This is a genomic window from Lysinibacillus sp. FSL P4-0201 (assembly GCF_038593425.1).
Classification (GTDB): domain Bacteria; phylum Bacillota; class Bacilli; order Bacillales_A; family Planococcaceae; genus Lysinibacillus; species Lysinibacillus capsici.
Map to the genome: position 1 here is coordinate 3,372,290 of NZ_CP151995.1, position 20,576 is coordinate 3,392,865.

Annotated in this window: 21 protein-coding genes and 1 other annotated feature; of the genes, 3 read left to right on the plus strand and 18 right to left on the minus strand. The window is 37.5% G+C overall.

Going from position 1 to position 20,576, the window contains the following annotated elements:
• Positions 1-237: 237 nt before the first annotated feature.
• A complete protein-coding gene (locus tag MKY76_RS16905; RefSeq protein WP_257960575.1) occupies positions 238-684 on the plus strand; it encodes a MarR family transcriptional regulator in 447 nt (148 codons plus the stop codon).
• Between the two features lie 22 nt (positions 685-706).
• A complete protein-coding gene (locus tag MKY76_RS16910; RefSeq protein ID WP_342556881.1) occupies positions 707-1,705 on the plus strand; it encodes a serine hydrolase domain-containing protein in 999 nt (332 codons plus the stop codon).
• A gap of 412 nt (positions 1,706-2,117) precedes the next feature.
• Here MKY76_RS16910 and MKY76_RS16915 read toward each other — a convergent pair whose 3' ends face one another.
• Together MKY76_RS16915 and MKY76_RS16920 are read right to left on the minus strand one after the other, a co-directional pair.
• On the minus strand, positions 2,118-3,206 hold the full coding sequence (locus MKY76_RS16915; RefSeq protein ID WP_016994857.1) for a M42 family metallopeptidase: 1,089 nt from the start codon (positions 3,204-3,206) through the stop codon (positions 2,118-2,120).
• Between the two features lie 94 nt (positions 3,207-3,300).
• The gene (locus MKY76_RS16920; protein WP_342556882.1) at positions 3,301-3,786 is read right to left on the minus strand and encodes a dUTP diphosphatase; all 486 of its coding nucleotides are present in this window, start codon (positions 3,784-3,786) and stop codon (positions 3,301-3,303) included.
• Positions 3,787-3,891: 105 nt separating this feature from the next.
• On the opposite strand from MKY76_RS16920, the gene MKY76_RS16925 reads away from it, so the two are divergent.
• On the plus strand, positions 3,892-4,287 hold the full coding sequence (locus MKY76_RS16925) for a hypothetical protein (protein ID WP_016994855.1): 396 nt from the start codon (positions 3,892-3,894) through the stop codon (positions 4,285-4,287).
• Positions 4,288-4,310: 23 nt separating this feature from the next.
• On the opposite strand, the gene MKY76_RS16930 is transcribed toward MKY76_RS16925, so the two are convergent.
• The 16 genes from MKY76_RS16930 to hflK form a co-directional block, all read right to left on the minus strand.
• Positions 4,311-4,574, minus strand: coding sequence for a DUF1294 domain-containing protein (locus tag MKY76_RS16930; protein WP_048393614.1), 264 nt, complete (start codon positions 4,572-4,574; stop codon positions 4,311-4,313).
• 146 nt (positions 4,575-4,720) lie between these two features.
• Positions 4,721-5,080 (minus strand): 50S ribosomal protein L20, encoded by a 360-nt coding sequence (gene rplT / locus MKY76_RS16935; RefSeq protein ID WP_025114500.1) that lies wholly within the window; start codon positions 5,078-5,080, stop codon positions 4,721-4,723.
• A gap of 57 nt (positions 5,081-5,137) precedes the next feature.
• Positions 5,138-5,338 carry a 50S ribosomal protein L35 gene (rpmI, locus tag MKY76_RS16940; protein WP_004226312.1) on the minus strand — a complete coding sequence of 67 codons (201 nt, stop codon included), beginning with the start codon at positions 5,336-5,338 and terminating at the stop codon, positions 5,138-5,140.
• A gap of 31 nt (positions 5,339-5,369) precedes the next feature.
• The gene (gene infC / locus MKY76_RS16945; protein ID WP_016994853.1) at positions 5,370-5,873 is read right to left on the minus strand and encodes a translation initiation factor IF-3; all 504 of its coding nucleotides are present in this window, start codon (positions 5,871-5,873) and stop codon (positions 5,370-5,372) included.
• A 95-nt stretch (positions 5,874-5,968) separates the two neighbouring features.
• Positions 5,969-6,117: a sequence feature (ribosomal protein L20 leader region), on the minus strand.
• A gap of 171 nt (positions 6,118-6,288) precedes the next feature.
• On the minus strand, positions 6,289-8,220 hold the full coding sequence (thrS, locus tag MKY76_RS16950; protein ID WP_048393612.1) for a threonine--tRNA ligase: 1,932 nt from the start codon (positions 8,218-8,220) through the stop codon (positions 6,289-6,291).
• A 554-nt stretch (positions 8,221-8,774) separates the two neighbouring features.
• Positions 8,775-9,704, minus strand: a complete 930-nt coding sequence (gene dnaI, locus MKY76_RS16955) for a primosomal protein DnaI (protein WP_255349866.1) — start codon at positions 9,702-9,704, stop codon at positions 8,775-8,777.
• A gap of 27 nt (positions 9,705-9,731) precedes the next feature.
• Entirely contained in the window at positions 9,732-11,096 is a 1,365-nt protein-coding gene (locus MKY76_RS16960) for a DnaD domain protein (RefSeq protein WP_342556883.1), read from the minus strand.
• A gap of 16 nt (positions 11,097-11,112) precedes the next feature.
• Entirely contained in the window at positions 11,113-11,583 is a 471-nt protein-coding gene (gene nrdR, locus MKY76_RS16965; protein WP_004226277.1) for a transcriptional regulator NrdR, read from the minus strand.
• Between the two features lie 187 nt (positions 11,584-11,770).
• Positions 11,771-12,793, minus strand: a complete 1,023-nt coding sequence (locus tag MKY76_RS16970) for a glyceraldehyde-3-phosphate dehydrogenase (protein WP_004226274.1) — start codon at positions 12,791-12,793, stop codon at positions 11,771-11,773.
• 203 nt (positions 12,794-12,996) lie between these two features.
• Positions 12,997-13,593, minus strand: coding sequence for a dephospho-CoA kinase (coaE, locus tag MKY76_RS16975; protein WP_103118646.1), 597 nt, complete (start codon positions 13,591-13,593; stop codon positions 12,997-12,999).
• A 13-nt stretch (positions 13,594-13,606) separates the two neighbouring features.
• Positions 13,607-14,479 (minus strand): bifunctional DNA-formamidopyrimidine glycosylase/DNA-(apurinic or apyrimidinic site) lyase, encoded by an 873-nt coding sequence (gene mutM, locus MKY76_RS16980; protein WP_048393602.1) that lies wholly within the window; start codon positions 14,477-14,479, stop codon positions 13,607-13,609.
• Positions 14,480-14,491: 12 nt separating this feature from the next.
• Positions 14,492-17,119 (minus strand): DNA polymerase I, encoded by a 2,628-nt coding sequence (gene polA, locus MKY76_RS16985; RefSeq protein ID WP_342556884.1) that lies wholly within the window; start codon positions 17,117-17,119, stop codon positions 14,492-14,494.
• Between the two features lie 209 nt (positions 17,120-17,328).
• On the minus strand, positions 17,329-17,688 hold the full coding sequence (locus tag MKY76_RS16990) for a hypothetical protein (RefSeq protein ID WP_048393597.1): 360 nt from the start codon (positions 17,686-17,688) through the stop codon (positions 17,329-17,331).
• A gap of 281 nt (positions 17,689-17,969) precedes the next feature.
• Complete coding sequence (locus MKY76_RS16995; protein ID WP_048393595.1) at positions 17,970-18,386, minus strand: hypothetical protein; 417 nt, start codon at positions 18,384-18,386, stop codon at positions 17,970-17,972.
• A 185-nt stretch (positions 18,387-18,571) separates the two neighbouring features.
• Complete coding sequence (gene hflC / locus MKY76_RS17000; RefSeq protein WP_342556885.1) at positions 18,572-19,582, minus strand: protease modulator HflC; 1,011 nt, start codon at positions 19,580-19,582, stop codon at positions 18,572-18,574.
• Positions 19,582-20,553 (minus strand): FtsH protease activity modulator HflK, encoded by a 972-nt coding sequence (hflK, locus tag MKY76_RS17005; protein WP_048393591.1) that lies wholly within the window; start codon positions 20,551-20,553, stop codon positions 19,582-19,584. Before hflK ends, hflC begins: the two co-directional genes overlap by 1 nt.
• Positions 20,554-20,576: the final 23 nt, after the last annotated feature.

Here is a 20,576-nt window from a genome sequence, read left to right on the forward strand (position 1 = left end):
ACTCCTTATATCGTTGCTGTTGAAATTAGTATAACATGCATAAATATAAAATCAACTGAATTTTTATAATTAATCTTAATTATTATTCATTTGTTATTAAATGTGTCTAAAATTCGTCAAAGCGAATATTTATACATTTTTTCTTTTTTTACTAAACATTCATATTCTTAAATAATTGCATTATAGTTTATATATATTTATAATTAATATGCATTAACTATTGAGGCGGTGAAAAAAGTGGAAAAAGAGCTGATACAGCTGGTCAAAGAGCTGAACCAAGTAGAATATGAAACAAATGTGATGCTAACAGAAGAATTCTCCACCCTATTAGATGAAACATTAACTACAAAGCAGGCACTATTTTTAAGTCTTCTTCAAACACATGGTCCTTTGCAAACCTTCGAATTAGCAAAGTTGATGGGGACATCTGCTAGTGCTGTAAGTCAATTAGTAGGAAGATTAGAACAGGAGAGCTTTATAAAAAGAACCATAAATAAAAAGGACCGTAGAGAGATCATCATCGAGTTAGATACGCGGGGCTTTTATTATTTTCAAAAACAGGAAGAAATTGAACTAGCCATTATCAATAAATACTATTCACAGCTCTCTAAAGAGGATTTACTGCAATTAAAAGAAATATACACGAAACTCCATGCTATCGTCTCTAGCGATCAAAAAAATTAGAGATTGAAAAGGAGGAATATTTGTGGATTTAAATAATTTAAAAAAGGATATTTTTAAAATTGCTTATCCTTACGTAAAGACTCGTCCGAACGTAATCCTATCCATTGGTGTTATTTGTCGTAATCTAGATGCTGCTTTTATATTCAACGGCTCAAATGTCACATATGATAAAAAACCCTATGTCTATGAAATTGGGTCAATCTCTAAAGTTTTAACAACATCCATGTTTGGGGAAATGATTCAAGAAGGAATCGTGAAGATAGAAGATTCTATCGCCAAATACTTTTCTGAAATTCCCGATAATCACCCTGTAACTTTGAGGCATTTGGCAAATCACACATCTGGTCTACCGGGAATTGGTGTACTGAAGAACATCTATAATCTTTTTGATAGCCAAACACCTCGTGACCCCTTTTGTCCCTACTCATTGAATGAGGCAATACAGTATTTTAAAACCCATACCCAGGAGCCTAAAGTTAAGTTTAGATATTCTAATGTAGGAATGGGCCTTTTAGGATATTTATTAGCAAATGAACTTCACACTGACTTTGAAACAGCCATTACTCGTAGAATCGTAGAACCTTTAAATTTAACGAATACCTTTATTTCTATCCCCCCCTCTAAAGAAAATACCGTATTGAAGGGATATTCTGTTCGGGGACATAACAAGCCCCCACTTGAAATGAATGAATTTATGGCAGCTGGCGCTATACGATCCACTGTTGATGATTTATTAAAATTTTTAAAAATACACATTGGCAATCAAAATTCAGGCTATCTATTAACACATCAAGCTACTCATACTATTTCAAAAGATGTAAGCATCGGATTAGGATGGGTACTTGAAGACGATATTATTTGGCATAACGGATCAACGAAAGGCTTCTCTAGTTATCTAGGATTTAATAAAAAACAGCAAACAGGTGTCGTGATTCTATCCAATTATCGATCCTCTATACTAGCAACAAACCCTCTTGAAATGGGGAAAAATATTCTACAGCTCTTGCAAAATTCTTTATAGCGAAAATGGGGTGTTTCTTGAAATGGTATAAACGGGAATACCCTATTCTTCACAAGAACTACTTGTAGCTCCTATACATAGCTTGAAACCTGTCAACCTTTACTCATTCTTAATAGTTCTATGCTTGTTAAACGCTTCTAGAAGCTAGCAATGATTCTTGTCATAAGCTAACTTAACATGGGCTGTTGCTCAGCACAGCAACAATCAATTTACTTGCAGATATTTTCCATTAACCTACAAATTAATACTTCTCTATATTTTGATTTCTATAAGAGTCTTACTCACTAAGAAGAATGGGACTTGTGTTTATAATTACTATTCATATTAGCAAGTCTAATTGTCTTGGAATGAGTAAAAAAGCCTCCTAACATTTTGTTAGAAGGCAAAATCATGCTATATCTATTTAGCAGTATCAGTCAAAAGTAATTTTATTGACTGCATCACGGTCTAATTTTTTAATGACTTCTACCATTAATTTAACGGCATTATCATAATCATCACGATGTAGGATACCTGCATGTGAATGAATATAGCGTGTTGCAATACCGATTGATAGTGCTGGTACACCATTTGCTGTTACGTGGATGGAGCCAGCATCTGTACCACCGCCAGCCATCGCTTCAAATTGATATGGAATATTGTGCTCATCTGCTACATCTAATACGAATTCACGTAAGCCACGATGTGAAACCATAGATGCATCATACACAACGATTTGAGGGCCTGCACCCATCTTACTCGTTGATTCTTTTGCTGTAACTCCAGGAGTATCTCCTGCTACACCTACGTCCACTGCAAATCCAATATCTGGTTGGATTTTATGTGTAGCAGTTTTTGCACCGCGAAGTCCAACTTCTTCTTGTACATTCCCTACAGAATAAAGAATATTAGGGTGCTTTTCATTTTGTAACGCTTTCATAACATCAATCGCGATTGCACAGCCGATACGGTTATCCCAAGCTTTAGCTAATAGATACTTATCATTTTTCATTACATTAAATTCAAAGTACGGTGTTACCATATCGCCAGGACGTACGCCCCACTCAAGTACTTCATCTTTAGAAGCTGCACCAATATCAATAAACATATCTTTAATGTCTACTACCTTATTACGTACATCCGCAGGTAAAATATGAGGTGGCTTTGAACCAATAACCCCAATCACTTCATCGCCCTTACGTGTAGTAATCGTTACACGCTGTGCAAGCATAACTTGGCTCCACCAGCCACCCACTGTTTGGAATTTGATAAAGCCTTTGTCATCAATTTGTGTAACCATGAAGCCTACTTCATCTAAATGTCCTGCTACAACAATTTTAGGACCGTTTTCATCGCCAACTTTTTTAGCAATGACACTACCTAAGTTATCTGTTTCTACAGTATCTGCATATGGTGCAATGTATTTTTTCATGACCTCACGCGGTGCACGTTCATTACCTGCGATACCATTCGCATCTGTTAAATCTTTAAACATTTGTAATGTTGGATCTAGTTGTGTCATCCTTTTGCCTCCTACTTCTTGTATCTATTTTATTATACTTCGTTTACCGAAATATTCCTAGCTTAATCGTCTGAAAATTGGTGTATTTCTTAATTTAATAACCTGAACGCTGCCGATGATAATTTTCTTGATTTTTTTCAAGATAAGCACCAACTACATCCTCAAATGTAAAACCGAGATTATACGCTAGTAATCCATAGTATTGCCAAATAGCTAAATAACGCTCCTCTGTAGGTTGATGAATAAATGCTAAAATAACACTTTGTGTTTCTAAAAAAGTAGCTGTTAAATCTTTGATTTCTTCTACGAAAGGCCACATTTCAATCGATGTATAACCCTTTAATAAGCCAAGAGATAAGATAAAATGAATCGAATCTACATATTCTTCTAAAATGACTTCACGTGCTGATGGTCCCTTTGTGCTCCAAAATTTAAAGCAACGTGTTTCATTAGCAAGCTCAGCTAGTTCCACTAGTAAGGCTAAGCCCTTTTCCTGAAACACATCTTGTTGAATATTTTGTGTTTGCTCGATAAAATCATCAAGCTCTTTTTGCATGGTAAACAATTGTTGTAAATTCATTTTTTTCTCCTAAATTTCTAAAAAATTTTTTATAAAAAGTGAAACTATTTGACCCTTCTAATCGTATAGGAAAGAATAACCTTTCTTCAAGGGGGAAATTTAAACATGTTGCCGTTACTAATTCGACTTGCTGTAATAGCGCTTATTATCTATGTATTTTACAAAGCGATTCGTTATATAACCGATCCTAAACGCAAACTTGATGAAGCCTATGAAAAAGGCCAGTATTATTTCTATGATGACGTTAAAAATGTCCGAAAAAATTTCTTTATTTCCTATAAAGGTGCTCTTTTTGAAGGTGAAAAATACCTAGGCACAACAGAGGATGCATTTGAGGTTGTAACCATTTTCGTCGGTGCGCGTGATGCTGCCACATTACAAGGCTTCAGCAAAAGCGACTTTGAATATTTGCAGCAAGAAATATTATTGAACTATCCAAGCGCCAAAATCAATTGGAAGCAGCCCATTGAACAGCTTATGCGAAACACATCCTCATCATGAGGATGTGTTTTAATTATTCTCATTTATGTCCAAAGCTGCACAATGATAAAAATTTGTATGGCTGCAAGTAGGGGAAAACCAAATGCAAAACGATTATGACGTGTTTTGTGGCGGAATAAATACATACCCAATACACCTCCAGCTGCCCCTCCTGCTATGGCTAGTGTAAATAATGTACGCTCTGCTATACGCCATTCATGATTCTTTGCGCGTGATTTATCCATCCCCATTAATATGAGCAATACAATTGATACAATGCTCATATAAGCTAATAATGCTTGTCCCATTTCTTACTCCTTTAAAACCGTGATACTATTAATCTAACACAAAAAAGACTGATGGAAAAACCCATCAGTCTTTTTATTGCACTTATGATATTTTGCACCTGTCGCTACGCTTTCGGTGCAGAAATAATAGTGAATGTTGTCAGCTATTATTTAGCTACTGCTTTTTTAGCAGCGTCTGCTAATTGAGTGAATGCTGTAGCATCAGTTACTGCAAGGTCAGCTAACATTTTACGGTTAACTTCGATACCTGCAACTTTTAAACCGTGCATTAAACGGCTATAAGAAAGACCGTTCATACGAGCAGCTGCGTTGATACGAGTGATCCATAATTTACGGAAATCACGTTTTTTCTGACGACGGTCACGGTATGCATATTGACCTGATTTCATTACTGCTTGGTTAGCAACTTTGTATAATGTATGTTTTGAACCATAGTAACCTTTAGCTAATTTCAATACTTTTTTACGACGTTTGCGCGTCACTGTTCCGCCTTTTACGCGTGGCATATGAATTACCTCCTGCTTTTCATTAAAAAATGAATGTTAGTATTTTTTTGTAGTCAATTATTTCATGTAAACAAGTAAAGATTTGATGCGTTTGAAGTCACCAGATGATACGATGTTCGCTTTACGTAGGTGACGTTTTTGTTTCGTAGATTTGTTTGCGAATAAGTGGCTTCCATAAGCACGGTCGTATTTTAATTTACCTGAACCCGTTTTTTTGAAACGTTTCGCAGCTCCACGGTGAGTTTTCATTTTTGGCATGTCGAATTCCTCCTAAACTGTTCGTCTAATATTATTTCTCGTTCTTTGGTTGAAGAACTAAGAACATGCTTCGGCCTTCCATCTTCGGTTTTTGTTCTACCGTTGATACTTCAGCACAAGCTTCAGCAAAACGATCTAACACACGTTGACCAATCTCTTTATGTGTGATCGCACGACCTTTGAAACGTAGGCTACATTTTACTTTATCGCCTTTTTCAAGGAATTTAATCGCATTACGTAACTTCGTTTGGAAATCATGCTCATCGATTGTTGGGCTCAAACGAACCTCTTTCATTACGATGACCTTTTGATTTTTACGAATTTCACGGTCTTTCTTTTGCTGTTCAAACTTAAATTTACCATAGTCCATGATACGAGCGACTGGCGGCTTGGCTTGAGGGGCCACAAGGACAAGATCCAAGTTTACACGAGCGGCGATTTCTAGCGCTTCATTACGTGTCTTTACACCAAGCTGGTCACCATTGTGATCGATTAATCGAAGTTCACGTGCGCGAATGCCTTCGTTTACATACATGTCTTTGCTAATAGTAATCCACCTCCAAGTAGTTGTCGCGAATACATGGTTTGGGCAAAGCCTTGCCCGGTTGAACGGTACATCCTCTCGTCATGTCCATAAAAAAAGGACGGACATTTTTGAAGATGTCCGCCCGCTATATGTGCATGCGCAAGTCTACGCAAAACAATTCAACGTGTCATACCTGTTCACAGCCTTTAAAGCGTTGTATCAGGTGAGAAGCGGGCAGCCTCTACTTCAACCACAAACTTTGTATTCATTAACCTTAATTATATTAGCATGTATATGATAAGCTGTCAAATATTTATTTTCTTATCAGTGCTAACATAACCAAAATGAAGCTATTCTATACAAATGCAAGATTTATTTTATACAGAAACCCTCACTTTGGCAAGCAAGGGCTTCTAGTTAAAGCTTATTTTGTAATTTCTGTTTTTATAGCTGCTAGGAAATCCTCAAAGCTAATTGTTTCGGAATCTTTCGAGCCATAACGTCGAACATTTACGCCATTTGCCTCAACCTCTTTATCCCCGATAACAAGCATATAAGGAATCTTTTTCATTTGTGCCTCACGGATTTTATAGCCTAATTTCTCTTCACGATCATCCATTTCCACACGTAAACCAGCCGCTGTAAGTTGCTCTTCAATTTGCTTTGCATAGTCGAAGTGAGCTTCATTCGATACTGGAATAACTTCAACTTGTACTGGTGCTAACCAAGTTGGGAATGCTCCTTTGTATTCTTCAATTAAGAAGGCAACAAAACGTTCCATTGTTGATACAACACCACGGTGGATAACAACTGGACGATGAGGCTTACCATCTTCCCCAACATAAGTTAGGTCGAAGCGTTCTGGTAATAAGAAGTCTAATTGAACTGTAGATAAAGTCTCTTCTTTACCAATCGCTGTTTTTACTTGAACGTCAAGTTTAGGACCATAGAATGCAGCCTCACCTTCCGCTTCAAAGTAGTCTAAGCCAAGTTCATCCATTGCTTCTTTTAGCATACTTTGTGCTTTTTCCCACATTGCATCATCATCGAAGTATTTCTCAGTATCTGCTGGGTCGCGATAAGATAAACGGAATGAGTAATCATTAAGGTCGAAATCTTTATAAACCTCTAAAATTAACTGTACTACTTTTTGGAATTCCGCTTTAATTTGATCTGGGCGAACAAAAATATGGGCATCATTTAATGTCATCCCACGAACACGTTGTAAGCCTGAAACAGCCCCTGACATTTCGTAACGGTGCATTGTGCCAAGCTCTGCAATACGCAATGGTAGGTTACGATATGAATGCATGCTGTTTTTGTACACCATCATATGGTGAGGACAGTTCATTGGACGCATAATTAATGTTTCATTATCCATTTCCATTGGTGGGAAAATTGAATCTTGATAATGATCCCAGTGACCAGAAGTTTGATAAAGCTCTTTAGAACCTAATACTGGTGTATAAACGTGCTTATAGCCAAGTGATAATTCTTTATCGACAATATAACGTTCAATAACACGACGAATTGTTGCACCATTTGGTAACCAAAGTGGTAAACCTTGGCCAACTTTTTGGGAAGTTGTAAACAGTTCTAATTCTTTTCCGATTTTACGGTGATCACGTTCTTTTGCTTCTTCTAGCATTTGAAGGTGGTGTTTTAATTCCTCTTTTTTGAAGAACGCTGTACCATAAATACGTTGTAACATTTTGTTATCAGAGTTCCCTCTCCAGTAAGCACCCGCTAATGATAACAGCTTGAATTCACGAAGTTTACCTGTAGATGGTACGTGGATACCACGGCAAAGATCAAAAAACTCGCCTTGATAATAAATAGATACTTGCTCATCAGCAGGAATGGCTTCAAGTAATTCTAATTTATACTCATCGCCAATTTCTTCATAAAGGGCTTGTGCTTCTGCACGGCTTACATTTTTGCGTTCTACCTCAAGGTTTTCAGCAATAATTTTCTTCATTTCTTTTTCAATGGCTGGTAGATCTTCAGCAGTGATTGGTGTTGGTGAGTCGATATCATAGTAGAAACCACCTTCAATTACCGGACCAATCCCAAGCTTTACATCTGGGAATAGACGTTTAATAGCTTGCGCTGTTAAATGGGCAGTTGAGTGACGTAAAATTTCAAGTGCTGCCTCATCATCTTGTGTAATGATTGCAATTGTTGCATCCTCTTCAATTGGTGTTTTTAAATCCACTAACACACCATTAATTTTACCTGCATACGCTTTTTTCCGTAAGCCAGGGCTAATAGATAATGCTACGTCATCAGTTGATGTGCCTTTTGCAAATTCCTTTACAGCGCCATCTGGGAAAGTTAATTTAATCATTTCTGACATATCCTTTGCACTCCTTTGTTTTTGATAAATACATAATGCTTGATGATTGGCTGGAGCAATGTTTGTGTGACTCTACGGCTTGGTTTGAGCGGAGTCATTGCTTTTTTAAGCATTTCTCTGTTCAATCGGAGCGGCATCTTCATGTTTCTGAGCGGTTTCTTACTCTCTATGAGCGAATTTACCACTTTCGCGAGCGACTTATCTCCCTATATGAGCGGAGCCACCACTATTTCAATGAAATCTGAGAAAAATAAAAAAAGCTCCGTCCCTCACAAAAGGGACGAAGCGTATGCTCGTGGTTCCACCCTTCTTCCTTCCGACTTACATAAAGTCAGACGAAGCTCAAGGCTAGCTAACGGGCTAGGGACCGGCGAAAGATTATCCCTTTCGCTGCTCAGTAGGTAGTAAATAATGTGCCCATACTAGGAAGTTTTCAGCCGATGACTTCCCTCTCTAAAAGCTGATACACAAAATTCATGTCCTCATCAATGCATATTGATATTAAGTATATGAGTCAGTATACGCTCGATTGTCGAAAAATGCAACTATCAATGTTACATCCGACGATTTTTGCCTCGCATTTCGATCGGCACTGTTAGGGCTTTAATTCGCTCCATAATTCGTCCCGCTTTAACAACCTCAATATCACCTTTTTGTGACTGAGCTAAGTGATGCTCTAATTCTTCATAGTTAAAATTAGACGTAATAAAAGTTGGCAATTGTTCTGCCATCCGATAATGGAAAATAGTCCCCAAAATTTCATCACGTGTCCAGGCAGTCATTGTCTCCGCGCCTAAATCATCTAGCATTAAGACAGGAGCCTTTTTAATATAATCAATTTTCTCATTCAATGTATTATCGCCAATGGCATTTTTCATTTCTCGTAAAAATTCTGGAACGAAAACTACCACAGAGCGGATTTTAATAGAGGCTAATTCATTGGCCAATGCCCCAAGTACAAAGGATTTCCCTACACCGAATTTACCATATAGGTAAAAACCTTTTGCAGGTAATTGACCAGTTTCTTTTGTTATTTTAACAAATTGAGCTGCTTTTTGTGCAATCGCCACACGTGATTCATCATCAATACTTAAATCATGAATTGTTGCTTGTAGCACATCTTTGGGCATATGCATACTTGCAATCATATTCGCAACATCTCGGCGTTCTTCTTCCCTAATCTTTTGCTCACAGCGCACATAGTCCATTTCAATAGAATTCCGAACAACCCTTAATGTCGGGATGAATCCTTTTAAATAGTTTGTACAATGTTCGGTATTATCACACCCACAGCACTCAGTAGATTGACTAATAAACTCATGCAGTTTAGGTAAATTTCGCTCAACATTGTCATAGTTTAATTCATCTGCATGCTGCGCTAAAAATTCCTGCACATGCGGGTGCTCTAAAATTTCACGTCGCATGGCTTCATAGCGTTCTTGGAACGAGGGTACATTAATTGCTCGCTTTAGTGGTCCATTTATAGGTTCGATTACTGCTCACCTTCTTTACTATTCGCTTTTTCCTAGCATCTCTAATATTTTTTGTCGCTCTTTTTCAAAATCTATAGTACTAGAGGTAGATTCCTCTTGATTGTCATTTCGTTTATAGAACCATTCAGGCACTTTTTCTTCACGTTGATATCTTGAACGTCCTTTAGTCTGTTGACTCGTTTTATTGGACGTTTGCGGCTTGTTTTTCCAAGCTGTATATTTATCATGCTCTTGACGTGCAAGTTCCATTGCTTCCTTAGCGGTCTGGACATTTTTTCGTACCCAATGATCAGCAATCGTTTCCACATATTTTTTAGGGAGCTTCATATCTGTTGTTAGCATAACGTATTCTAACAATGCATTAACCACTCCAATTGGCATGCCATGTTGAACGATTAAATTTTCTGCAAGTTGGACTGAGGTTTGTAATGGTTCTTTACCATTATTTATATCTCTTAAAACTTGGACAGGTGCCGTTGTTTCTAAATAGTGTTGAAGTTCCTGATCCTTGGTTTTTTGTCCCGCTTCTGCTACTGGTAGAGGATCGGTGACACGGGCAAGTTTTGGCGGCTCCTTGGATACGGTTAATTTATAAAAATCAGCAGCAGCCTTTCGTAAACGTTCCTGAGAAATTCCTAAATCATCATCTAAAGCAAGTATGACTACTTTTTGCATATCAAGGGCTGTTAAATGATATAAAAATGCCAACTTGGCTATAGCTTCACGCACTTCAAATGTCAACAAACTGGAAGGTACCAATTGCTCAGACAAACCAGCTTGCAATAAATCAAAATCGAATTGCTCCAAATAAAAAGGATATACTTTTTGTTGTTTATCCTTATGACTCGTATCCACTTGTAAATCTGATGGGATATTGGCATGAACAGGCTTATAGACATCAATAAAAGCACGAGATACATCCTTAAACGCCGAGTCCTTTACAGGTGACATAAAGCGCTGACGTAAGTTGCGATAAGCCTGCTCTCCAATTTTACTAAACAAAAACATCGACAGCAGCGGGTCTTTCATAAAGCTATCTGCATCTAATGGGCGCTGTAGCTCATATAAAAAACTACGCTCACCAGCATTTTCTTTTTTCCATGTACGCAGCAAACCAATAGCTTCTAAAGCAATACGAGCCTCAAACACTTTACCAATTGGTAGCCCTAGCACATTCATTAAATAATAATGTGTCATTTGCTGCTTTGGCATTTGCTCTGCTTCTGCCCATAATGTTAAATAGAGGCTAACTGGCTCTGATCCCGTTAATGGTTGATAAAATAATGTAACTAATTGACGCTCTTGTGTAGAAAATGCATGAGGTAGACGAATGTCGAAAGGATCGCCAGGCTGCAATTCCTTATATAAATGAATCAACGTCATTCATCCTCTCTGTTTGCTATGATTTCTTCTCCGTTTGACGTTGAATAATGTCCTTTATTTCTTCAATAAAGACATTGATATCTTTAAACTGACGGTAGACCGACGCAAAACGCACATAGGCAACCTCATCAATTTTGGCTAAGCGGTCCATGACCATTTCGCCAACATCTTCTGAGCGTACTTCCGAATTTCCAATACGACGAAGATCTTTTTCAATGGACAGAACAAGTTCCTCCAGCACATCAAGTGCCACTGGACGTTTTTCACAAGCACGAATAAGCCCACGAAGTACCTTCTCACGGCTAAACTCTTCTCGTGAACCTTCCTTTTTCACAACGACTAATGGCGTCTCTTCAATTTTTTCAAACGTTGTAAAACGGAAGCCACATGACTCACATTCACGACGTCTACGAATTTCTTTATTATCATCTACTGGCCTCGAATCCACAACACGCGTTCCGTTAAATTGGCAAGATGGACATCTCATATATTTACTCTCCTGGTTTACAACAATTTAATATATCTATTATAACAAATTTCCTACATGTAAGAAAAGTGCATTCACGTTTGTGGGCTCATGATAAATCTAAAGCACCTGAAGTACAAGAAAAGTTTCTGTAAAAAAAGAGCACATTGAAACCTTTTCGATTTCAATGTGCTATCTATAGAAATTATTACGCGTTTACCGTTTCTAAAGCATTTGCCACTTTTTTCACAAGGTCAACAACGCGTGCAGAGTAGCCCCACTCGTTATCATACCAAGCAAGTACTTTTACTTTGCGGTTGCCTAACACCATTGTAGAAAGTCCATCAACTGTTGAAGAATAAGTTGTTGTATTGTAATCAGAAGATACTAATGGCTCAACAGAGAAATTAAGGATACCCTTCATTGGACCTTCTGTTGCCGCTTTTACAAATGCTGCATTAACTGCATCAACTGTTACATCTGTATTTAAATCTACTACAAGGTCAACTAAAGACACGTTTGGTGTTGGAACACGAAGTGCCATACCATGAATTTTACCTTCTAATTCAGGTAACACTAATTTTAATGCTTTCGCTGCACCTGTAGATGTTGGGATAATGGATTGGGCGCATCCACGTGCACGACGTAGATCTTTATGCGGATTGTCTAAGTTCTTTTGGTCATTTGTATAAGCATGAACTGTTGTCATTAAACCATTCTCAATACCAAACGTGTCATTCAATACTTTTGCTACTGGCGCTAAGCAGTTTGTTGTACAAGAAGCATTTGAAATAACATCATGTTTCGCAATATCCAATTTGTCATCATTTACACCTAAAACAATTGTGACATCCTCGTTTTTACCTGGTGCTGTTAAAATTACTTTTTTCGCGCCAGCTGCTAAGTGCATCGCTGCTTTATCACGCTCATTAAATTTTCCTGTAGCTTCAATAACGATATCTACACCCATTGTAGACCAAGGTAATTTTAAAGGATCACGTTCACTAATAATTTGAACTCGTTTACCATTTACAACTAAAGCATCGCCTGCTGGTTCTACCGTACCTTCAAATGTTCCGTGATTTGTGTCATACTTAATCAAATGTGCTAACGTTTCTGCAGGATAGCTAGCGTTAATTGCAACGATGTTTAAATCTTGTTGTACGATAGCCTGGCGGAAAACCATACGTCCGATACGCCCGAAACCATTAATAGCAATTGATACTGTCATTTATAATATCCTCCTGTGAGTACATACTCAGATTAATTAATTATATACTTTATGGTGATTAGTATAACACAATTTTAAAAAAGATGAACATTATATATTGAGAATATAAAAGTTCTTATTTTCTGAAAAATTATTCTTTATTATGGCGTTTCCCCATAAAAAAATGCGTAGCAAGGTCGGCTTGCTACGCATTATAAAAGAACTCATGAAATAACATCCCAATAATGCAGGATTTTTTTTAATTGTTCTTCTGTACTTTCTATATTTTCATTATTATAAATGACCGCATGTGCACCCTTTTCTTTGACAGACATCGGCAGTTGAGAGTGCATACGTGCCAATGCATCTTCTTTAGATAAATTATTACGTTCCATTAAACGTCGAAGCTGAACTTCTTCACTGACCGATACCACAATGATACGTTCCACAAAATGTTGAAGCTTACTCTCAAATAACAAAGGAATGTCCATCACAACATGTTCATGTCCTGCTTCTAAATAAGCATCACGCTGACGTAACATTTCTTTTCTGATTGCTGGATGCATGATATCATTTAACGTTTTGCGTTTGGCAGGCTCATGAAATATGATATCTCCCAGCATAGTTCGATTTAAATTGCCGTCCTCAAGCAAGATAGCTTGTCCGAAGCTTTCAGCAATCAATGCTAATGTCTCAGTTCCAGGTTCTACGACATCTCGTGCTACAACATCTGCATCAACAATCGGTAAACCCAGTTCGCTCATCATTTTAGCTACTGTACTTTTTCCACTTGCAATACTTCCTGTTAGTCCGATAATCATTGCTAAATCCCCTTTAATGTTGACAATTTGGGCAATAGACAGAGGTACGCCCTCCAATTGTCATTTGACTTGTTGCCGTTTCACATGCTGGACATACCTTTTTCCCATACATTTTTAATCGATTCTGCATACTCCCTGCTTCCCCATTAATATTCCGATAATCAGAAATAGTTGAACCACCCGCTTCAATGCTTTGACGTAGGACAGCAACAATCTCCTCAAATAATGCTCGCTTCCGCTTTTCACTAATGCGGCTCATTTTGCGTGCAGGGTGAATTTTCTGAGCAAACAATGCCTCTGTTGCATAAATATTGCCACAGCCCGAAATGACTTGCCCATCCATAATTACTTCTTTTACGGCTTTATTTTCATATTTCGGTAGCTTAGATTTTGTTATAAAAAAATCACATGCATGCTCATCAAATGGCTCTGGTGCCATTTTTGTCAATGGCGCATGATCTTCGATTTTTGTCAGAAAACGAAGTTCACCGAATCGACGAATATCCGAATAAATCAAGTATCCCCCATCTGCCATTTCAAATGTCGCATGGATATGCTTTTGAAATTTCGCCTCATTGATTTCTTCGGGTGAATTCACAACAAACCAAGCACCTGTCATCCCTAAGTGACTAACAAGAACATATGGAACATCATCCTTCAGCAAATGAAAGAAAATATATTTTGCTCTTCGTTCAATTTTGGTAATGGTCATCTGGGACAAAGTACTTTCAAATGCATCAGGCGCTGCTTGTTTGACAATACATTGTTTACCCTCACTAAAAGAGAAATGTACTCGTTCAGAAAGCTGAACCTGTTGAATGGTACGTCCTTCAACTGTTGGCTTCAATGCCTGGACGACACCCTCTACCTCTGGTAATTCAGGCATTTGAATCCCTCCTTATTTTGCCTCGTACCAAGTTGAGCCATGGTTAAAATCTACTTTAAGCGGTACAGCAAGCTCAATAGCGTTTTCCATGACTTCAGGTACAATTTTTTCGAGTAAGGCAATCTCTTCCTTTGGTGCCTCAAAGATTAGCTCATCGTGCACTTGAAGTAGCAGTTTTGCCTGCATCTTTTCTTTTTTCAATCGAGCATCCATATCAATCATTGCCTTTTTAATGATATCAGCTGCACTACCTTGAATTGGCGTATTCATCGCCGTACGCTCAGCAAAGCTTCTTAAATTAAAGTTTGAGCTTGTTATATCCGGTAAATAACGGCGTCTATTTAATATCGTTGTCACATAACCATTAAATTTTGCATTTTGTACAATGTCATCCATGTACTGTTTTACACCAGGGAAACTTGCGAAATACTTTTCAATAAAATTAGCCGCTTCCTTACGCGTAATATCTAAGTTTTGTGATAGACCATAATCACTAATACCGTAGACTATTCCAAAGTTAACTGCTTTCGCTGCGCGACGCATACTACTATCAACCTCATCTTCTGACACATGAAATACATCCATAGCTGTACGTGTATGAACGTCCATTCCTTCACGGAAAGCCTCAACAAGGTTTTTATCTTCTGACATATGCGCAAGAACGCGTAATTCAATTTGCGAATAGTCAGCAGAAAATAATATCCAATCATCTTTTGAAGGTACAAAGGCTTGACGAATTTTGCGGCCCTCCTCCAAACGAATTGGGATGTTTTGTAAATTCGGATCTGTTGAGCTTAAACGCCCTGTTGCAGTTAAAGCTTGCTGGAAGCGCGTATGCACTTTACTATCTGATACATGAATCTCCTTTAGTAAGCCTTCAATATATGTGGATTGTAATTTTCCAAGTTGGCGATACAACAGAATATGTTCTATGATAGCATGCTCTGACTGTAATTTTTCTAGGACATCTGCAGCAGTTGAATAGCCTGTCTTAGTCTTTTTAATCACAGGTAGCCCTAGCTTATCGAATAGAATCACACCTAATTGTTTTGGTGAATTAATATTAAAGGTTTCTCCAGCTTCTGCATAAATTTCTTGCTCAATTACTACAAGTTTATCATTAAGCTCTTGCCCCATTTTCTCTAACGTAGCGCGGTTAACCGTAATCCCTTCGCTTTCCATTTCACCTAAAATTCCTGCCAATGGTAGCTCTAGGTTTTTATAAAGATCGAATTGTTCATTTTCCTTTAATAAGGCTTCCAGTTTCGGCTGTAATGACCATACTGCAAAAGCTTTACGGCTAACATGCTGTGCAAGGTGGTCCAAATCAGGAATTGCACGCTTGGCACCTTTTCCATATACCGCTTCATCTGCTTGGACATCATAGTAGCCTAATTCCCTTGCAAGTGTTGCGATATCATCGCCACTTAATGCTGGATTATTAATATAAGAGGCAAGTAGCAAATCAAAGTCAACGCCAGCTAATTGAATCCCAGCTCGCTTTAATGATGCTTGAGCTGCCTTAGAATCGGATATATATTTTATTTTTGTGGCATCTTCTAGCCAACGACGGAGAATATCTGATTTTGCTGCTTTATCAAATGGAATATATTGCGTCTTTACGCCATCTGATAAGGCAATTCCCAGCTGCTGACAAGTATGATAGTGCTCGTTTTCAAGCTCTACATGCACGGCCATCACGTCTTTTAAATCCTCAGGTCGAACTTCCTGGACTAGGTCATAATCGAGAGGCGCCTGTTCTTCTTCTTGCACTGTAAAGTCACTTTTATCAAGCAGCGATTTAAAGCCAAGCTCACGCCACACATTGATTAATTCATCTTCTTTTGGCCCATTATATGCAAGATCAGCCAGTGAAATGGTGATTGGAGCATCCGTATAAATCGTTGCCAGCTTCTTACTCATGATGGCTTGCTCTTCATTAGCTACAAGCTTTTCCTTCATTTTAGAAGCTTTCAATGTATCCATTGCTTCATAAAGTGCTTCAACGGAGCCATGCTCTTTTAATAATTTTACAGCCGTTTTTTCCCCGACGCCTGGTACACCAGGAATATTATCGGAGGAATCCCCCATCAAGCCTTTCATATCAATAATTTGAAGCGGCGTTAACCCATACTTTTCCGCAATAAAGGCTGGTGTATTTTTCTCTATTTCCGTAATACCTTTTTTCGTTATATAAACGGTTACTTGCTCTGTCGCCAGCTGAGTTAAATCACGGTCTCCAGAAACGATGATAACATCCATATCCTGCGACGAAGCCTCTTTAGCAAGCGTTCCGATAATATCATCCGCTTCATATAACTCCTGCTCATATTGCTTAATACCATACGCATCAATAAGCTTTCGTAAATAAGGAAATTGCTCTGATAATTCTGGTGGTGTCTTTTGACGTCCTCCTTTATATTCTGTAAAGGTTTCATGGCGGAATGTTGTTTTCCCAGCATCAAAAGCAACCAATATTTTGGTTGGCTGTTCTTCCTCTAATATTCTTTGTAGCATTGTTGTAAAGCCGTATACAGCATTAGTATGAATGCCACTATCATTCGTTAGCAATGGCAACGCAAAAAACGCGCGATACGCTAAACTATTACCGTCCAATAATAGTAATTTTTCCTTGGTCATGATTTTATCCTCCTGCGTTGTCTTCTTCTTCTACTTTATCATAACAATACATTTCAAGTAAAAAAAGCAGGCGTCCATCCTCAAGGTTATCCATTATTTTTAATGGTTTATCCACCACTTTTAGACTTTATCCGCTACTTTAGCATTCCTATTCATTCAAAAAAGCCAACCGCGCGTAGCGGTTGACTTGTTTAAAATATTTTAACTCCTTAACGCATATTACCTATAATAGATGAACGACTATCCTGCATTTTTTTTACAAAATTAGTCATTACATCAAAAGCCTCATTTCGTTTACTATTCATGCTTTGTAAACGGAGCATATCCATTTGACCTTGCTGTGCATTCAAATCAGCTAGCTGTTGATTTCGTTGTTGAACATCCTCTAGTTGATCCTTAAGCTGATTTTCTAACAGCTGTGCTCGCTGTGATTGGACTGCCTGTAATGCTGATTCTAGATCCATGCCTTGAATATCAATTGGTTGAATTAGGCTATTAGCAGAGGATTGCCCTGCCCCACTAAATAATAATCCGACTGCTAAAGCACTTCCAAACACGACCTTTTTCATCTTTATTACCTCCTATTAAAATGAATCTTTGCTTATCATACATACTAAAGGTTAAAACTAGGTTAAAAAATTCAATATGGTATGTATGCATCTGCCTATCAAGTTTAGTCATTGACTATTCTCAATAACTTGACTGTACTACAGATTAAATAAGGGCAATACTGACAAATGTTAATAATTTTCGTATTAACAAGGCATAAGACCCTATTACATCCATTACTAAAAAGCAAAAACTTTCATTCAAGGACAAGTCTCCTGTAAATGAAAGTTCTTAATAGTTGTTATTGATTTGAAGTACGATAAAAAACTTCTTCATAGATGACAGTTAATATAAATGCATTCATAAAAGCAAACACAAGAAATAACGGCATGCCGCCTAATTGTGGATATGTTAGCTCTTGATTAAATACCATTACTGTACTAATTTGTGCCAAAAAGAAGATTAAGCCAATTCCAACTTGCCAAATAGGACGCTTGACCTTTCTTTTTTCATACCAAAATAATTTCTTAAAAAGGTTTCTTACATCATCTGCAATAATGATACTGATTAAAAAGATACAAACAAAAAATACTGGTATATGATAAACACTTTTCGTCACCCACGAAAAATCGGATAGACGGTAGAAAAGTGTTAATATCGAAGCTATACTACAAGCAATCCCTAAATTTTGGAGCCATTTGCTAATTTGTAATTTCAAAGCCCTTACCCCCAACTATTCTTTTTTAAACATTATCATTCTATCAAATTATAGTTGATTCGGGAATACAAACTTATAAATTTCTATTATTTTCATACTATAATAATTCGATTTCATGGATAGTTATAATTCTAGTGCAACAAAAAAGTCGTCTCCTTCAAGACAGAGACGACTTTAAACTGCGTTTATTTAATATAACCAGACAAGATGTTGGCATATGGTGAAGTAGCTGGCAAGATAATAACCGTATCTTCCCCAACCGTTTTCTTATAGGATTCTAATGTGCGGTATAAAGAATAAAATTCAGGATCTTGAGAGAAAGATTTATTGTAAATCTTTGCAGCCTCTGCTTCTCCTTCAGCTTGAATTAAAGCAGCTTCTTTACTTGCTTTAGCAAGCATTTCTTGTACGTGTTGATCCGTTTGTGCCTCAATACGACGTTTCTGTGCATCTCCCTCTGAAAGATACTTTTGTGCAATTGATTCACGATCTGAAATCATATTCGTAAAAACGGATTGTTCATTTTCAGTCGGTAAATCAATGCGACGTATACGTACATCTACTACTTCAATACCATAGTTATCGTTGGAAAGAAGTTCATTAACACGTTCAGTTACTCGATCGTTTATGCTGCCTCGAGAAGAATCCTCATCATTTATAATCTCCGTATAGTTAATTCGGCCAAGTTCAGAGCGAATAACAGAATAAATGAACTCTTCCATACGTGATTCAACTTTTTCTATCGTACCAGCATTCGAAATCAAGAGCTTAGGATCCGTAATACGCCATACAGCATAATTATCAATAATAATTCGTTTTTTATCCTTTGTATTAATTTCTTCTTCCGAAATCTCATACGTCATTTGGTTTTTTGGTAACTTTGTGACACTTTGAATAAAAGGAATTTTCATATTTAAACCTGGTTCACGCTCAAACTTAACAACCTCTCCAAACTGCCGAACAACAGCATACTCTGATTCTTTAACTATATAAATATTCGTTAATAAAGTAATCACTAGAGCGAATATGACCGTTAAGGTTACAGCTAGAGAGATATATTTTTTAGGATTCTTCGGTCCTTTCTTCGACATTTTAACTACATTGTCTCCCGAATCACCTTCTGAAGGAGCAGCTTTTTTACTTTTGCCAGATAAGAAATTGAGGAATTTTTCTAGATCCTTATTTTTTTGGTCCATTAGTTACCGCTCCCCTCTTTTTTCTCTGTTTGTGTCTGTTGCGACTGTTGAGGCTGTAGTTGCTGTAGTGGTAAATACTTCATCGTACTACCATCATCATTCATAATGTAAATTTGTGCTTTCGGTAGGACATTTTCAAGCGTCTCTATAATTAACCGCTCTCGTGTAATTTGCTGATTGCCCTTGTATTGCTCATACATTTTATTAAAGACCGCTACATCCCCTTGTGCTTGCTCGATACGGGCTGTTTTAGTTCCTTTTGCTTTCGACATAATAGCATCACGTTCGCCTTCAGCTTCACTAATGCGTTGGTTTTCATATTTTTCAGCTTCATTTATTTTTGTATTTTTCATTTCACGTGCATCTGTTACAGCAGTGAATGCAGCACGCACATCTTTATTTGGCAATTCTACATCTTGCAATTTCACACCTAAAACGCTTATTCCAATATCGTATTTTTCAATAAGAGAAACTAATAATTGGCGAGTATTTGCTTCGATGTCAGCTTTACCTTCTGTTAACGCTGCATCGATAGAAGAGCTTCCGATTATAGAACGAATGGCACTCGATGTCGCGCTATGTAATATTCTTTCTGGATCCTGCGAATTAAATAAAAACTTATTAGGCTCTGTAATTTTCCATTGAACAACAAGGTCTGTTAAGACAATATTTTCATCCCCCGTAATCATTTTTGTTTCGGCATCGTATGCCTCTAACTCACCTGCTTTATTTTGCTTATAACCAAATTGCAGACTAAACGTTTCTTTTGACAAAATTTCTACGGATTGGACGGGCCAAGGTAATTTAAAATGAAGACCTGGATTTGTTACTGTATCATCGGCACGACCAAATGTAATAACCACAGCTTGCTCTGATTCATCTACCGTGTACCATGAAGTAAAAACTGTAATAAGTGCAATAATTCCAAATATTCCAAGTCCAACAATCATTAGTGTCCTTTTCACACTCATGTCTGTTCCTCCTTTTGCTTAGT